This window comes from Allofrancisella guangzhouensis (genome assembly GCF_000815225.1).
In the GTDB taxonomy this organism is placed as follows: Bacteria; Pseudomonadota; Gammaproteobacteria; order Francisellales; family Francisellaceae; genus Francisella; species Francisella guangzhouensis.
The window spans coordinates 92505-108492 of sequence record NZ_CP010427.1; the positions used below are offsets into that span (position 1 = coordinate 92505).

The window sequence follows — 15988 nt, forward strand, 5'->3', positions numbered from 1 at the left end:
ATACTTTCTTATATGCTAGATTGTAGTCTCAATGTTTATACTGATTCCGAAATGTACCTCATTAGGTGTTAAATAATTTAAACATTTTTTAGGTCTATTATTCAAGTCAATTTGCAACTTTCTAAGATACTGATGAGAGATATTACTAAAATCAGTACCTTTAGGAATAAATTGTCTGATATACCTATTCATGTTTTCATTTGTACCTCTTTGCCATGGACTATATGCATCTGCAAAGAATACTTTAATACCAGTTTTATTTGATAAATTTTTGTGTTTAGCAAACTCTTTACCATTATCAAAAGTAGCTGTGGTAATTTTATTACCATTTGATGCTCTGTATAAAATTTGGTTAATTGAACTAGCTGTTCTATCTTTAGCTTTGCCTAGAATTGTGAATCTACTAACTCTATCTACCATAGTCAAAATAGCTCCTTTATGATCTTTACCGACTATAGTATCACCTTCAAAATGATACAGCTCTTTTCTATCATTAGCTGCTTTAGGCCTTTGTGATATGTTGACTCTATCCTTTATCTTACCTTGATTTGAGGAGCCTTCTTTTTTGTATTTGTAACGCCTACCTTTGAAGAATAATAACTGTTTAAGGTTATGTCTTTGTATAAAGTTATAAACAGCTTTAAAACTTAGCTTAGCTATACCTTCATGCTTTAATCTACCACAAATTAACTCCGGTGATATTTTCTTTTTGAGTAAAGCTATTATCAGCTTTTTAACTTCATTAGTAAGTTTATGATTATTTGACTTTCTACGACTACAATACAACTTATGGGCTATCTCTGCAGAATAACTTTTACCTACTTTATTCCTTTTAAGTTCATTTATAACAGCTGTTTTACTAAATCCTATTTTATTAGCTATTGCTGCTTCTAAGTATCCTAATTTAAGTAAATTTTCTATATAATATCTATCTGAAAGAGTTAAATGTCTATGTGCCATTTTTAGTTCCTGTTCGTTTATTTAAGTTCTTCTCAAACCTAATAAACTACATCTGGAACTCTCTTTCAACTATTTTAAAACTTTCAGAATACAATCTAGCTATCCTCTCCTTTAAAAATATGATGTAAATATCTTCCTCCTAAATCTGAAACTGCATCTGTACCTAAACCTTGATGGTCCACTAAGTCTACAAACTCATTTTCAATAGCGTGATCAACCTGCCTAACTATTCTTTCACAAATATGAGAAGGGATTAAGTTTCTAACTACTGTATAATAGTTGTAAAAATAGTTATACCTATGCTTATTAATGTCTATCATATTTAATCACAGAAGTTTTTATTTATATAAAATATAAATTACACAATCAATAAACAAAAAACAATATTAAATATTTATTTAAAAAAAGAAAATGATATAATCATTAAATAGTGATACTAATAATAAAGTAAATGAAAAAACCTTATGATATTGGAATTGGTATTTTAGTCACTATAATGTGGGGCTGTAACTTTTCTGTAATTGAACTTGGGTTACAATCACTAGATCCTTTTATATTAACTTTTTTAAGATTTTTGCTTTGTTGTTTTCCTTTTATCTTTTTTATGGAAAAGCCTAAAAACGTATCACTCCTAAGTATAGCCTTATATGGTATACTTTTTGGTGCTGGGTTATGGTGGGTTGTTAACTTTGCTATGTATAAAGGCCTAACTCCTGGTTTATCTTCAGTTTTCTTACAGTTTAGTGCTTTCTTTACTATAATTATTAGTGTTATTTTCATAAAAGAAAAAATCAATTTTGTACATTTTATAGGCATGCTATTGTCATGCTTAGGATTAAGCATAATAATAATATTTTCTAGCGAAGAATCGACATCTGTAGGCATATTTTTAGTGCTCCTAGCGGCGCTTTCATGGGCTTTTTGTAACTTAATTGTAAAGATTACAAAACCGCAAAACATGGTAGCTTTCATAGTCTGGTCGAGTCTTTTTTCTTTTCCAACAATTTTTATAATGACTCTTTGTGTAAAAGGAATAAGCCCTTTTTTACAAATATTTACTAACCTTAATATCAGTGCTACGTTTTCTGTAGTTTTTCAAGCTTATATAACTACCATACTTGGATACTGGATTTGGAATAATCTTATGAAAAAATACCCTGCTGCTACTATAGCCCCCTTATCTTTAATTGTGCCAATATCAGGCATGCTTTGCTCCTACATATTCTTCGGTGAAAAACTAACTTATATTGAGTTAATAGCAATTAGTATAATAATTCTAGGTATAGCAATTTTTATTAATTCAAATAAGCTTAAAAATTTACTTTTGGAAAACTAAAGGTTGCTAATCTATAAAATAAGGGCTACTATATGTGGTTGTCCCTTAATTTATAACTTATCTTTATGCGCACTGAATCACATCTACCTAACAGAAAGCTTTTAATGATTGTAGCATGGATTATCTGTCTGATTGCGACTCTAAACTATAGCTATGACTTTTTCATTAGAGCTGCACCTGGAGTGATGTCACACAGTTTAGCAGATGCTTTTAATATCAACAGCGCAAAAATAGGCTGGTTATCTTCAGCCTATTTCATCTCTTACACTATAATGCAAATCCCAGCTGGCGTAATAATAGATAAATATAATCGCAAGATTGTTATAGGTGTGGCTACTGGATTATGTGTATTAGGTAACTATTTATTTTCTGCCACAAACTATTATGAAGTTGCTTTTACAGGTAGAATACTAATGGGGGTTGGTTCAGCATTTGGATTTATTGGTGCTGCTAAAATGGCTGCTATGTGGTTACCTCAAAGATTTTTTTCAACATTTATTAGTTTTACAACCATTGTAGGAATTTTAGGGGGTTTAGTAACTGATACTGTATTATCAACCTTAGTAGAGAATTTAGGCTGGAAACAAGGTAATAATGTATTTACCTATCTTGGTATAGTGCTTTTTATACTAATAATTGCTTTTATCAAAGATAATCCTAAACATGTAAAGAGATTTTCTCATATTAATGAAAGTAGCTTCAAACAAGCTACTTTAAGATTACTAAGTATCTTAACTAATATTAGATTCTGGATTGCTAGTGCAGTAGGAGCTACTATGTTTATGCCTATAAATGTTTTAGGTTCACTCTGGGGAGTTAGTTTTATCCAAACAAAATTAGGTGTACCAGAAGTTACAGCTTCTCATATTAATAGTTTTTTATTTATAGGCGCAGCTGTCGGATTTGGCATCTTTGGAATAATTGCCGCTTATACAACCCGTTTTAGACTAATGCTTATTATTAGTCTTTCAAGTTTAGCCATTCTTACAAGTATATTAATGTATATACCTCTTGATAGAAATACTTTTATACTCTTATATTTTTTATTAGGCACTATGATTGGTCCCCAGGCAATAACCTTTACCATAGCTAAAATTATATCACCGCCAGGAACTTCTGGATCAAGCACAGCTTGTGTAAATATAGTTAATAACCTTATACCTATAATACTATTACCAGCAATAGGCTATATCCTATCAAAGCATGGTTCTATGATACCAGACTCGAATCTTTATGATATTACAAGCTACCAACATGCTTTTATCACTATTTTAGTACCTACAGTAGCATGTCTACCAGTAGCTATGTTTCTACCCAAGAGAATTAAAATTTAAATTGTCATAAGGTCGTCAGGATAAGGATTCAAGTAGCTTTGTTTATTTAAGTAAGGTAACTCAGCTTCCAATAAATACATCTTAATAATACCCACTGGAACATCCCAAGACACTTTACTGTCTTTATACTTGTTAAGAATCTCTTGTAAATATTGGCGTTGCGACTTTGAAACCCTCTTATTTATTTCTCTTAAAACATTTTGTAAAGCCATATGATGAGCTCCTCTCCCTACAGGCTTATCTATAGCTTGCATGAAAAGCTCTATATACTTAGCCTTAAGTGTCTGTAGATCTGAGTTTTTTGAGTTATCTGCCACCATATTGCCTAATTCTTTTTTTAACTTATTATTATACAAACGCAGCAACACTTTATGTTTTGAATGGTACTCCATTATTTGCGATATATTTTTACAATCCATAAGAGTAGTTTTAAGATCATAGTAACAAAATACCTTTCGCAGAAAATGATCCCGCAACGTTTTATCTGTAAGCCTTCCATCGTCTTCTAAAGGCAGTAATGGGTCATATTTTCGCAATGCTCTAACAAATACACCATCAACTTTAGCACCTGTATAATTGTGCTGTTCGTCAAAAACTCTTGCTGTTTGAACTCCACAACTTGGAGATTTTGCTCGTAGAATAAACCCATAGACCATACCTAATTTAGAGATTATTTTCTCAATCCCTGAATTAATTTCATCAGTTATATCATCATGTATCTTACTAGTTTTTATAGCTAAAAGATTCTTTGATGTATCTTCAACTAAAAATAAAGTAGGTCTTGGCACTCCCAAACCTGCAGCAACCTCTGGACAAACCACTTTGTAATCAAAGTAATTTGCATACCCCCCTGTGATGTATGCTTTATGACAGTTACCACCATTATAACGAACATTATTACCAACTAAACAACTACTAACACCTATAGGGATTTTTTTCATTTAAGAACTCACTTACAAAAGAAGATATTATCTAATTATAAGATAATTAATTAGGTTTAATAAAGGACTATATATAAGAAGTTGCTATTTCTAAAATCTCCTCCAACCTTTCTTCTGTTTCAGCCATAATTAGAATCATAATCTTATTATTAAGGTCAAGATTACCTATACACGTTATTACTACACCCTCACTATTACCATATTTATAATCAACTTTTTTTGACTTAAGGTATCCATGGTAATCTTTTATAGTAGATCCTTTTGGCACAAGAACGTTATTGTGTCCTATCCAAGGCTTATGCTCGCCACCACGTAGTTCATAGGCAAGAAAACCAGCATATATTGCTCCAGTTTGACGGGCGTTAACTTCTAAAACATAAGGTATAATCTTGCCATCTATATTTCTAATTAAAAGATCAACACCTACAATACCTCTAACCCCCATATCTCTAAGTATTTCTGTCATCTGATCACAAATCTTTATAACAGCTGGCTCATCACTAAATTTTGATTTATATTTATTTCCTAAATGGGTCTGCCCATCTAACATTTGATCACTAAGTCCTAGACATATGTCATCTTCTTTTTTACTTGCTATACAAACTTGAAATGCAGGTGAGCCAATATTATCAAGCCAAGGATCTATCATAAAAATCTCTACATTTCTCATTAATTTTAAGATACCTCTTAGTTCTTTTTCACTCCCAAAACGGTGTATACCATAACCAGAACACGCTCTAGGCATAACTACGGCACATTCATAGATACCTTCATTTTCATATTTACGATATATTTCTAAAGCTTTCTTTACATAGTCCTCACTTATTGTTGAAACTATATTTACACTAGGTACTAATATATCTTTTTGCTCTAGCATTTGGCGCAAAAAAGACTTATCGTTCAAAAATTGTGACAGAGATTCTGGCAGATCATAATTTTTATTGTATTTTATACCTAGTAACTCTATGGCTGTAGCTGAGGTAAATGGTACAAGATGAGTATAGCTAGGATCACTAAATTCCGGAATTTGTTCGGCATAATTCATAACTATAGTAGATAACCTATAACAATCCTTAACCTTATCTATAAAAATGAAATTATCCATACTGATATAGCTTAAACCTATCTCTGTAAAATATTCTACAACTTGCTTAACTTCTATCTCAATACTTTTTGGTAAAATTATCTTATGATCTTTTGCTAGTAGACAAAGAGTACGAGTAACATATCTATTCACAAAAGAACTTACTAAATCTGCTCCATGTATATCTGTTGTGTTAGGTATATGGATAGCTTTTTGCCCCCAGATTCTTTCAGAGATGTTATTTGTAGTCTTATTTACCATAAGTGAACCTCTTCTTTGGTTGTGATAAGTTATAAGAATTAGCATTAACAACAGCAGTAGCAAAAAGCTCTGCCATTAATGCCAACTTACTCTGGTCTACTTTTAATTTTGCAATATTGTAATCATTATCTTCCGTAGTGGTAACTGATAGTAAATCTTTTGGTATGTCTACACATACTGTGTTAAGTTCACATACAAGATAGTGTGCAACTAAATGCTCTGCTAGGATATAAGGTCTATCATACTCTACAACTATACCTTTATTTTGTAACTCTAAAGTTAAAGTCTCTAGTAACTCTTTAGATGCAAAAATTTCATTATCAGGATCACCAGTAAAAAGCTCGGTTACTCTTTTTATTCCTTTTTTATGACTATTTCTATATAAATTTATATATTCCAGAAGATTACCAGGATTTTCCTTTACTGCTTCTGAATAGTACTCTTTTGTTACATTTGGAGAATAACTTGACATAGTATGTAACTCTATTGATAAAGCATTATAACTCTTTGCTAAAGCCACTACATGGCATAGTTTAGCCATATAGTCATTATGTAGTTTAACTAGAGAATCCTTTATATCTAGATGCTTATTATAATCAACAATATTCCTTAAACAATTAGGGTAAAGTCTATTTGCATCTAAAACTGAACGAGGAAATGAAGGCTCTAATACCAAAGTATTTAATCCATAATTATTATAGAGTCTCTCTGCAATAGCATGACTAAGCGGCTGAGCTCCAAAATCATATTCAATTGACATAAAATCAGCAAAATCTTGTGCATTTAGTTGAACTAATTTTGCTATAGATGGGTAATCAAATTCTATAAAGGCTGTACCTAACTTAGCGTGTGGACAAGTTATTAGTAAATCAAACTCGAGATTTTCTTTAGTATAAAAATATAAAGTGGCACAATCGTAATACTTAGTGTATAAATGTTCTGTTGTTAGCTTATTTATTTGACCCATTAGATTAATACAAAAACACCATTTTATAATCTTATTATCATAATAATTGATTATAACAACTATAAAAGTAATAATAAAATTTAAAATTCTTTATAATAATGTAATAATTCCGACGTATAAATTTAGAATCATGTCCTTAAATAATAAAAAAGAAAGTTCAATTTTAAGTTTTTTAGCAATCTCTTTTGCTAGTTTTTTTATGTTATTGATGCTAATTATTTCGATTCTTGGATTTTATCAGATCAAATACCAAACTGATGCTTTCTCTGATGATCAATTAAAAATCACTGCTCAAATGATAGAAACAATATTACAGGAATACCCGATAAGTGACCAAAATGATTACTCTAAAAATGTCTTAGCTGACATATCTAAATCATTCGGGAATATTAAAAGTTATAACGAAAATATAGGATTTACAATTTATGACCGTAATAAGAAAAAAGTCATTTTAAAAACAAATAACCTTCCTGTTTTTAAAAAAGGCTACCGAGATATTTCCTTAACCGTGGGTTATGAATGGCTATATACAAATAAAAACGAGAACCATCATTGGTATACTTATACTCTAGAAACAGATGATAATAAGTATTTTATTACTATTTTTTCAAGCCACCATGTAAAAGACCAAATAACTCGACAAGCATTTCTTAGACTTACAGTGTTATCTATTGTCGCTTATATAGCTTTGATTATCTTTACTTACTATATACTACACATAGCTTTACAGCCATTAAAACGCATAAATAAAAATGTCTCAAAAATTAATCCTCGTAAAAATGAGAAGCTTAAAGAAAACATTGTTCCTCATGAAATCAAATCTGTAGTAGAACAGATAAACTCTTTAATCGAAAAGTTTCACCAAACTCTTGAAAGAGAGAAAAAATTCTCTGGTGACGCTGCTCATGAGCTTAAAACCCCTATTTCAGGTATCAAAACCTTAGTTGAAATAGCTTTATCTTCTGATGATATTAATGAAATTAAACAGAAACTAGAGAAAATCAGAAGTTCTGCTGATAGATACTCACACATAATAGATCAACTGCTTATACTAAATAGAATCCAACCTGACGAGCAAATAGTATTTGCAAAAAAACTACTCGTTAATAAAGTTCTAGAAACATTCATCGCTGAAAATGCAATAAAAGCTATAGAAAAAAATATTGAAATATCATTCTTCCCTTGTGAACAAAAACTTTACTGCTACAGTAATGAGTACCTTTTAGGTATTCTATTTAAAAATCTGATATCAAACGCCATAAAATATACTAAAGATGGCGGTCATGTAGAAATAAGGTCCTTTAAAAAAGACTCTAACATTATAGTTGAAGTTAAAGATAATGGCATAGGAGTCCCTCCAGAGAATATCGATAGAATATTTGACAGGTTTTATCGAGAAGTTGGCACTGGTGAAGAAGGTAGTGGTTTGGGATTAGCTATCGTTACAGAGATTGTTAGGTTACATAATGGTAAGATTTTTGTTAAAAACAATACTGATCAAAAAGGCATTACTATTACTGTCAAAATCCCTATGGATTACAAATTAGAAGACTAAACATATCTCTCTATAGCTTTTTCGATTTCTAGATCTTCAAAAACAAACCCTAAAGACTTTAGTTTCATAGGTTTGATGTTTTGGCTTGATAATAACAACTCCTCTCCCATTTGACTAAACATAATCTTTACTATAGATGTAGGTATTTTGATAATATACTTTTTAGCTAAATATTTTCTTAGAAGCTCAACTAATAGCTTATGCTGACATGCATTTGGTGCGGTTAGGTTAAAAACTTCTTTAGCAGCTAATTTATTAGCTATTATGAACTCAACCGCTCGAGACAAATCATAAGCACTTATCCAGCTCATGTAGTTATGACCATCTCCAAAAATAGTTAAAAAGCCAAACTTAGCTGGCAGTGCTATTTTCTCAAGCACACCTCCATTACCAATAACAACCCCAAAGCGCAGAATAGTATATCTTTGTAATTGAGAATCAACTAAGCACTTTTCCCACTGATCAACAACTTCTTGACCAAAATTAAGCTTATCATAACTCCTATCATGACTATCTTCATCTTGTGGTAGTTTAGAAAAATTATAATAACCAATCGCACTAGCATTTATTAACCAAATATTTTTATTACCTATTAACTCTATAAGTTTATTTGTTGGCTCAACACGACTTGATATTATTTTCTTTTTAACTGTTTTACTCCAGCGTTTTTGTCCAATATTATATCCACATAGATTTATAACAATATCATAATTGATGATATTATTTTCTGTCAATTGCTGCCAAGTTATAAAATGTTTATAATTACCTAAAGTTTGTTTTTCTGTTCTAGTTAAAAGAGTTAGCTCGTGCGTGCTACTTAGGTATTTAGATAACTCTGTACCAACAAAGCCTGAACCTCCTGCGATTAAGATTCTCATAATACTTCTCCAAATCTTTCTAATTTAGCTGTTATGCTTTATATTATATTGACAAAAACATGTTAAATAACATTACATTTTATTAATCTTACCGTAGTAATATTGAGAATACCTCTAAGATATGACAAGCTTAATGATGTAAAGTTATTCAAGATCGTTCTCCCAGCTAAAAAACTAATTATAAAACTTGAATAACCAGATTAGTTTAATAAAATAATAAATAAAGAGGTTTTTATGTACTGGGTCGAAATTCTATCAAGAGTACAATTTGCATTTACAGTTAGCTTCCATATTTTATTTCCTGCTTTTAGCATTGGTTTAGCAACTTTTTTAATGATTTTTGAAGCTTTGTGGCTGATTACAAATAATGACAAATACTTGTCTATAGTAAAATTCTGGACAAAAATATTTGCTCTGACCTTTGGTATGGGAGTTGTTTCAGGAATTGTTATGGAGTTTCAGCTAGGTGCCAACTGGGCAGGCTTTGCTCAAAAGGTTGGACCGGTATTGGGATCGCTATTTACCTATGAAGTTTTAACGGCCTTTTTTATTGAAGCTGGAGCTTTAGGTATAATGATTTTTGGATGGAACAAAATAAATAAATATCTCCACTTTGCAGCAAACTTTACAATTTTTATTGGAGTCACACTATCAGCATTTTGGATTTTATCTGCTAACTCATGGATGCAAACACCTGATGGAGTTAAGTACGCAAATGGAGAATTTGATGTTTATAGTTGGTACCATGTTATATTTAACCCATCAGTAATACCTAGATTTATACATATGCTTTTAGCATCATATTTAAGTACATTAGTGGTTATTCTAGGAGTTGGTTGTTATTATATATTAAAAGAAAAATTTCACTCATTTGCTAAAACTTGCATTAGATTTTCTGTGGTTTCAATTTTAATCCTTAGCGTAAGCCAACTCTTTGTGGGTGATGAGGTTGGTCTTAAAGTTCACGAACACCAACCACTAAAAACAGCTGCTATGGAAGGCATCTGGGATACTCAAAAAGGTGCGCCTCTTGTGTTATTTGCTTATCCAAGTCAATCTCAAGAGAAAAACCTATTCACTATAGAAATTCCTAAATTAGCATCACTAATAAATACTCATAGCTTAAATGGTGAAATGCTTGGATTAAAATCTGTAGATAAAAAAGACAGACCTTTAGTTGCTATTGTATTCTACAGTTTTAGAATAATGGTTGGTATAGGCTTACTTATGATTTTAATTGGTTTAGTTGGCTCTATTATGTTATTCAAGCAAAAAATATATAAAAATAAATGGTTCCTAAACATTTGTACCCTGTCAACTCCTCTTGGCTTTGTTGCTATCATTACGGGATGGTTTACAGCTGAATTTGGTAGACAACCTTGGATCGTTTATGACATTCTTAAAACACAATATTCTGTAAGTGATATTAACTTTTGGCAAGTTTTTAGCTCGTTAGCATCTATAATTACTGTTTATTTTATTATATTTGGATATTTCTATTTTAAGTACCTACTTAAGATAATTAAAAATGGACCAAATACCATTGGAAATGAACGTATGCCTTACTCATACTTCCAATCTGTTGAAAAAAATATTAAAGCTGAGGAGTAATATGGATTTAGGATTAATTTGGTTATTTATAATCGCCTTTGGATTATTACTATACGTGGTCTTAGATGGTTTTGCATTAGGTATAGCAGCTCTTTTTCCTTTTTTATCACAAAAGCAAAGAGATATCGCTACAAGTGTATTACTGCCAACTTGGGATGGTAATCAAACTTGGCTAGTTTTTTCCTTAGCTTGCTTCTATGGTATGTTCCCTACTGCTTTTGCATATATCTTTCCAAAAATATATTTATCCGCAACCCTTCTAGTAGTAATGTTGCTTTTCAGAGGTATCTGCTTTGAATTTAGATTAAAATCTTCAACTGCAGGAATCAAAAACTGGGACTATTTATTTTTTATTTCATCTCTAGTCGCTGCGTTCCTACAAGGGTATATAGTAGGAGATCTTATTGTAGGTTATCCAAAAAATACTATCGCCAATGGTATAAGCTTTAGGATCATTACAGGCTTAACACTAATGGTAGGCTATATGCTCTTAGGTGCTACACGATTAATTTTAAAAACGGAAGATGAACTATTAGCAAAAGCAAAATTTCTAGCAAAAAGGCTAGCTTTTTGTTTAATTATTTTAATGTTACTAATAGGGGTAACAACCCCTTTTTATACTTCACTACCTTTGGATAACATTTATAAAACCCCTGCTTTAATAACTTTTTTTATACTAACAATTATTGGTTTTATTTTTCTATTGAAAAATATCAATAGCAAATATCATGCTCTACCTTATTGGATTACAGTTGCGATATTTGTATTTACCTATGCTAGTATGCTTACTCTTATCTTTCCTTTTATAATACCTTATAAAATAACTTATATAGAATCACAAGCTAGTAATACAACACTATTATTCACTTTAATACCTGCAACCATCATGATCCCTTTGTTACTTTTATATACTAGCTATGCTTATTATGTATTTAGAGGTAAAACCAAAGAAAAACTCAGCTATTAATTTGACCTGACACTTTTTTAAACGATATTTTTATAGCGCTTACCTTACAATTATATACTTAGCTGCTTCTTCTGATGTAATTGTTCCAGCTTTAAGGAGATTCTCAATATTCTGCTCCATAGTCGACATGCCCTTAGATGTACCAGTCTGTAGAGCTGTGTAGATCTGAGGAAGCTTATTTTCTTTGATCATATTTCTAATACCTGTATTCGAGATAAGAACTTCATAAGCTGCTACACGACCACCACCTTTACGTTTAAGTAATCTTTGAGAAATAACTATCTGTAAAGATTCTGCCAACATATTTCTAACAAGCTCTTGCTCAGCTGGTGGGAATACTGATATAACTCTATCTACCGTTTTTATTGCAGACATAGTATGTAAAGTACCTAAAACCAAATGCCCTGTTTCTGCTGCTTCTAAAGCTAGACGAATAGTTTCTAGATCTCGCATCTCACCCACAAGTATACAATCAGGATCTTCTCTAAGAGCTGATTTTAAAGCAGAGTTAAAGCTTTTCGTATCTCTTTTTACTTCACGTTGGTTTATTAATGCTCTTTGACTAACATGTACAAATTCTACTGGGTCTTCAATAGTCAGAATATGAGCGTCTTCTTTGTGATTTATTTCATTTACTAATGCGGCTAATGTACTACTTTTACCAGAACCAGTAGGTCCAGTCACTAAGATCAAGCCACCTCTTTTTGCTTGAACTTCTTTAAGCACTTTTGGAGCTCCAAATTGGTCAAGTGTAGGAATAGTATTTTCTAAGCGACGTAAAACTGCTCCATAACCACGATTATGAAAAAAAGCGTTTACTCTAAATCTAGCATCATTTTCTTTATCATCTATTGAAAAATCGCATTCGTATGTTTCTATTAACTCATTTTTTTGATCCTCTGTCATTATTTCTAAAAGCATCTGGGAAACCATTTTGTCATTAAGGATAGGTGATGACTCTATATCTATCAAATCACCATCTATTCTGTATTTAGCCTTACAACCAGAAGATAAATGCAAATCTGATGCTTTCTTTTGTACACAGAGCGTAAGGAGTTTCTTCATCATATTTATATTATTATTTATAGAGTTAATATTAATATGTAACTCTAACATTATTAGAGAATAAAGAAAACTATAAATTATTAAGAAAAGTTATAGATCTAACTACTTGAATATTTTTTTAAGAAAATAAGCAAATTTTGCAAAAATACAGCTTGAGTCTGACTCACAAGAACTATCAGAGTTTCCTAAATCCTTAACCATTATATCTTTAAGTACTGTCTGCAAAATCCCACCGTTTTTTAGATAATCAACGTCAACATCAGCATCTAGTCTAGCTAATGCCTCAAACGTTGTTGTATGAGCAGTAGTTGGATGTACAGCTTCTACTACAATCCTTTGACGTGGTTTAATATCATTTAAGTTTTTAATATTAAACATCTCCCTACCATCTAAGCCTAAAGTTTTAGCATTTTGACCATCTACATATTCAAGTGGTAAAACACCCATACCAACTAAGTTTGAACGGTGAATTCTCTCGTAACTCTCTGCTATAACTACTTTTACTCCCAATAGAAAAGTACCCTTAGCAGCCCAGTCACGAGATGAACCAGTACCATACTCTTTTCCAGCCAATATTACTAGTGGTATACCTTTTTCTTTGTATTTCATGGCAGCATCAAATACATACTGTTGCGAACCATCTAAGTGATACTTAGTAAAGCCACCCTCTACACCATCTAGCAATAAGTTACGGATACGAATATTAGCAAAAGTACCTCTGACCATAACTTCATGATTACCACGACGAGAACCATAAGAGTTAAAGTCTTTTTTATCTACTCCGTGTGATTTCAAATATTGACCTGCCGGATAACCTTCTGGTATGTTGCCTGCTGGTGATATATGGTCTGTAGTTACAGAATCACCTAACATTAGTAGTGTTCTAGCACCTTTAATATCTAAATCATCGTTACCTTCGGCAAACTTCTCAAAGAAATTAGGACATTGAATATAAGTAGATGATTTATCAAACTCATATAGCTTGCCTGTAGGAACCTGTAGCTCTTGCCAATCTTTTGTACCATCAAGTACCGTTGCATAAGCTTTTTTAAACATATCAGAGTTAACCACATCCGCTTGTATAGATGCAATCTCTTCTGTAGCGGGCCAAATATCAGCTAAAAACACATCATTACCATCATTATCTTGACCTATAGGATCTTCAACCGGATCAAAATCAACTGTACCTGCTAAAGCATATGCAACTACATGTATAGGCGATGCCAAATAATTAGCTTTAACATGTGGGTTTATACGACCCTCAAAATTACGATTACCTGAACTTACAGAGGCAACTACTAGATCCGCTTCATTTATGGCATCAATAACAGGTTCATCTAATGGTCCTGAGTTACCAATACAAGTTGTACAACCATAACCTACAAGGTTAAAACCTAAATTCTCAAGCTCTGATAACAAGCCAGCTTTCTCAAGATATTGAGTAACCACTTGAGACCCAGGAGCTAATGATGTTTTTACAAATGGTTTAACTTTTAGACCTTTTTCATTTGCTTTTTTAGCCAATAGGCCCGCACCTAAAAGCAATGATGGGTTAGAGGTATTTGTACAAGAAGTAATAGCTGCTATAACAAGTGAACCATGAGTTATAGTCTCACCTAAGCCTTTTACTTCAGCTGATTTTTGTAATTTTTCTTCAGTTAAACCAAAACCATGTAAACCTTGTTCATGAACCAAAGCTTCTTCAAAAGCTTTTTTCATATCGTGGAAAGCTACTCTATCCTGTGGTCTCTTAGGACCTGCTAGATTAGATTCTACATCTGATAAGTTGATTTCAACTATACTAGAATACTCAGGCTCCTCAATAGGGTTTTCTCTAAATAAAAGTTGTTCTCTATACATTTGGCGAGCTGCATCAACAAGCTCACTACGGTTAGTGTTATTAAAGAAGTCTAGAGTTACTTCATCAACTGGGAAAAACCCTATAGTAGCACCATATTCTGGAGCCATATTTGCAATCGTAGCTCTATCTGGTAGAGATAAACTTTCTAAACCTTCACCATAGTATTCTACAAATTTACCTACTACACCATGTTTTCTAAGTACCTCAGTAACCTTAAGTACTAAATCAGTAGCAGTAACACCTGTCTTTAACTTACCAGTGAATTTAACACCTACAACATCCGGTAGTACCATATAGTATGGCTGACCAAGCATAACAGCTTCAGCCTCGATACCACCAACACCCCAACCTACTACACCAATACCGTTGATCATAGTAGTATGTGAGTCTGTACCAACCAACGTATCAGGATAAATTATATTTTCACCATCAAAATTTTTAATCAACGCACCTTTTGCAAGATACTCTAAGTTAACTTGGTGAATAATACCCATTCCAGGGGGGACCACAACGAAATCATTAAAAGCTGTTTGTGCCCACTTAAGTAAACTATATCTTTCACCATTTCTTTCAAATTCTTTAGCTACGTTTTGTGCTAAAGCTGTCTTTGTACCATAAAAGTCTACTTGCACTGAATGGTCAATAACCATTGCCGTATCCACAAGAGGATTAATTTTATCAGCATCACCACCTGCGTCTTTAATAGCTTTTCTCATCGCAGCTAAATCTACTACTGCTGGAACACCTGTAAAATCTTGCATAACTACTCTAGCTGGCATATGGGGAATCTCTGGTCTAGACTCTGCTTTTGCTGCCCAATCTAAAACCTTATGCAGGTCATATTCTTTTACTTTATAACCATCTATATTCCTTAGCTGGTTTTCAAGTAACACTCTGATTGAGTAAGGAAGACGAGAGATATCTTTGCCTAACTCTTGACCAAGTTTCTTTAAGCTATATAGCGAATATTTTTTGCCTTTATCCTCTATTTGTAGCTTAGTGATATTTTTAATATCAGACATGCCTTTTAACCTCCGTAGATACTAATTAAATTTTTGTAAAATACTTGTATATTTTAACCTGTTAATAAGAGTTTGTATATAAATAAAGATTTTATTGATATGTTGGTTTATCAAATAGATAAACTATTTATTGCAGCAAAAATAAC

At 32.0% G+C, this 15988-nt stretch carries 13 protein-coding genes; 5 read left to right on the forward strand and 8 right to left on the reverse strand.

Annotated features, from left to right (window positions below):
- Positions 1–15: 15 nt before the first annotated feature.
- Positions 16–960, reverse strand: a complete 945-nt coding sequence (locus SD28_RS00445) for an IS30 family transposase (RefSeq protein WP_039124962.1) — start codon at positions 958–960, stop codon at positions 16–18.
- 95 nt (positions 961–1055) lie between these two features.
- A complete protein-coding gene (locus SD28_RS00450) occupies positions 1056–1280 on the reverse strand; it encodes a hypothetical protein (RefSeq protein WP_039123020.1) in 225 nt (74 codons plus the stop codon).
- Positions 1281–1411: 131 nt separating this feature from the next.
- On the opposite strand from SD28_RS00450, the gene SD28_RS00455 reads away from it, so the two are divergent.
- Together SD28_RS00455 and SD28_RS00460 are read left to right on the forward strand one after the other, a co-directional pair.
- On the forward strand, positions 1412–2296 hold the full coding sequence (locus SD28_RS00455) for an EamA family transporter (protein ID WP_039123022.1): 885 nt from the start codon (positions 1412–1414) through the stop codon (positions 2294–2296).
- A 65-nt stretch (positions 2297–2361) separates the two neighbouring features.
- A complete protein-coding gene (locus tag SD28_RS00460) occupies positions 2362–3630 on the forward strand; it encodes an MFS transporter (RefSeq protein WP_039123024.1) in 1269 nt (422 codons plus the stop codon).
- Here SD28_RS00460 and SD28_RS00465 read toward each other — a convergent pair.
- The 3 genes from SD28_RS00465 to SD28_RS00475 form a co-directional block, all read right to left on the reverse strand.
- The gene (locus SD28_RS00465) at positions 3627–4571 is read right to left on the reverse strand and encodes a YbgA family protein (protein WP_039123026.1); all 945 of its coding nucleotides are present in this window, start codon (positions 4569–4571) and stop codon (positions 3627–3629) included. The two genes, SD28_RS00460 and SD28_RS00465, sit on opposite strands and share 4 nt — an antisense overlap.
- Before the next feature lie 67 nt (positions 4572–4638).
- Positions 4639–5916: an ATP-grasp domain-containing protein gene (locus SD28_RS00470; RefSeq protein WP_039123028.1), complete on the reverse strand. Its 1278-nt coding sequence runs from the start codon at positions 5914–5916 to the stop codon at positions 4639–4641.
- On the reverse strand, positions 5906–6883 hold the full coding sequence (locus tag SD28_RS00475) for a hypothetical protein (RefSeq protein ID WP_039123031.1): 978 nt from the start codon (positions 6881–6883) through the stop codon (positions 5906–5908). The genes SD28_RS00470 and SD28_RS00475 overlap by 11 nt, the downstream gene beginning before the upstream one ends.
- 130 nt (positions 6884–7013) lie before the next feature.
- On the opposite strand from SD28_RS00475, the gene SD28_RS00480 reads away from it, so the two are divergent.
- Positions 7014–8438, forward strand: a complete 1425-nt coding sequence (locus SD28_RS00480; protein WP_039123033.1) for a sensor histidine kinase — start codon at positions 7014–7016, stop codon at positions 8436–8438.
- On the opposite strand, the gene SD28_RS00485 is transcribed toward SD28_RS00480, so the two are convergent.
- Positions 8435–9316, reverse strand: coding sequence for a TIGR01777 family oxidoreductase (locus SD28_RS00485; protein WP_039123035.1), 882 nt, complete (start codon positions 9314–9316; stop codon positions 8435–8437). The two genes, SD28_RS00480 and SD28_RS00485, sit on opposite strands and share 4 nt — an antisense overlap.
- A gap of 234 nt (positions 9317–9550) precedes the next feature.
- Between SD28_RS00485 and SD28_RS00490 the strand changes: the two genes are divergently transcribed.
- Both SD28_RS00490 and SD28_RS00495 read left to right on the forward strand, forming a co-directional pair.
- A complete protein-coding gene (locus SD28_RS00490; protein ID WP_039123037.1) occupies positions 9551–10927 on the forward strand; it encodes a cytochrome ubiquinol oxidase subunit I in 1377 nt (458 codons plus the stop codon).
- 1 nt (position 10928) lies between these two features.
- Positions 10929–11894: a cytochrome d ubiquinol oxidase subunit II gene (locus SD28_RS00495; protein ID WP_039123038.1), complete on the forward strand. Its 966-nt coding sequence runs from the start codon at positions 10929–10931 to the stop codon at positions 11892–11894.
- Between the two features lie 39 nt (positions 11895–11933).
- Here SD28_RS00495 and SD28_RS00500 read toward each other — a convergent pair whose 3' ends face one another.
- The gene (locus SD28_RS00500; protein ID WP_039125661.1) at positions 11934–12962 is read right to left on the reverse strand and encodes a type IV pilus twitching motility protein PilT; all 1029 of its coding nucleotides are present in this window, start codon (positions 12960–12962) and stop codon (positions 11934–11936) included.
- Between the two features lie 99 nt (positions 12963–13061).
- Positions 13062–15842, reverse strand: coding sequence for an aconitate hydratase AcnA (acnA, locus tag SD28_RS00505; RefSeq protein ID WP_039123040.1), 2781 nt, complete (start codon positions 15840–15842; stop codon positions 13062–13064).
- Between the last annotated feature and the right edge of the window lie 146 nt (positions 15843–15988).

Coding starts and splice junctions, on each gene's coding strand:
- SD28_RS00480 (WP_039123033.1), top strand. CDS start 7,014: ATGTCCTTAAATAATAAAAAAGAAAGTTCAATTTTAAGTTTTTTAGCA.
- SD28_RS00445 (WP_039124962.1), bottom strand. CDS start 960: ATGGCACATAGACATTTAACTCTTTCAGATAGATATTATATAGAAAAT.
- SD28_RS00455 (WP_039123022.1), top strand. CDS start 1,412: ATGAAAAAACCTTATGATATTGGAATTGGTATTTTAGTCACTATAATG.
- SD28_RS00475 (WP_039123031.1), bottom strand. CDS start 6,883: ATGGGTCAAATAAATAAGCTAACAACAGAACATTTATACACTAAGTAT.
- SD28_RS00490 (WP_039123037.1), top strand. CDS start 9,551: ATGTACTGGGTCGAAATTCTATCAAGAGTACAATTTGCATTTACAGTT.
- SD28_RS00485 (WP_039123035.1), bottom strand. CDS start 9,316: ATGAGAATCTTAATCGCAGGAGGTTCAGGCTTTGTTGGTACAGAGTTA.
- SD28_RS00500 (WP_039125661.1), bottom strand. CDS start 12,962: ATGATGAAGAAACTCCTTACGCTCTGTGTACAAAAGAAAGCATCAGAT.
- SD28_RS00470 (WP_039123028.1), bottom strand. CDS start 5,916: ATGGTAAATAAGACTACAAATAACATCTCTGAAAGAATCTGGGGGCAA.
- SD28_RS00460 (WP_039123024.1), top strand. CDS start 2,362: ATGCGCACTGAATCACATCTACCTAACAGAAAGCTTTTAATGATTGTA.
- acnA (WP_039123040.1), bottom strand. CDS start 15,842: ATGTCTGATATTAAAAATATCACTAAGCTACAAATAGAGGATAAAGGC.
- SD28_RS00450 (WP_039123020.1), bottom strand. CDS start 1,280: ATGATAGACATTAATAAGCATAGGTATAACTATTTTTACAACTATTAT.
- SD28_RS00495 (WP_039123038.1), top strand. CDS start 10,929: ATGGATTTAGGATTAATTTGGTTATTTATAATCGCCTTTGGATTATTA.
- SD28_RS00465 (WP_039123026.1), bottom strand. CDS start 4,571: ATGAAAAAAATCCCTATAGGTGTTAGTAGTTGTTTAGTTGGTAATAAT.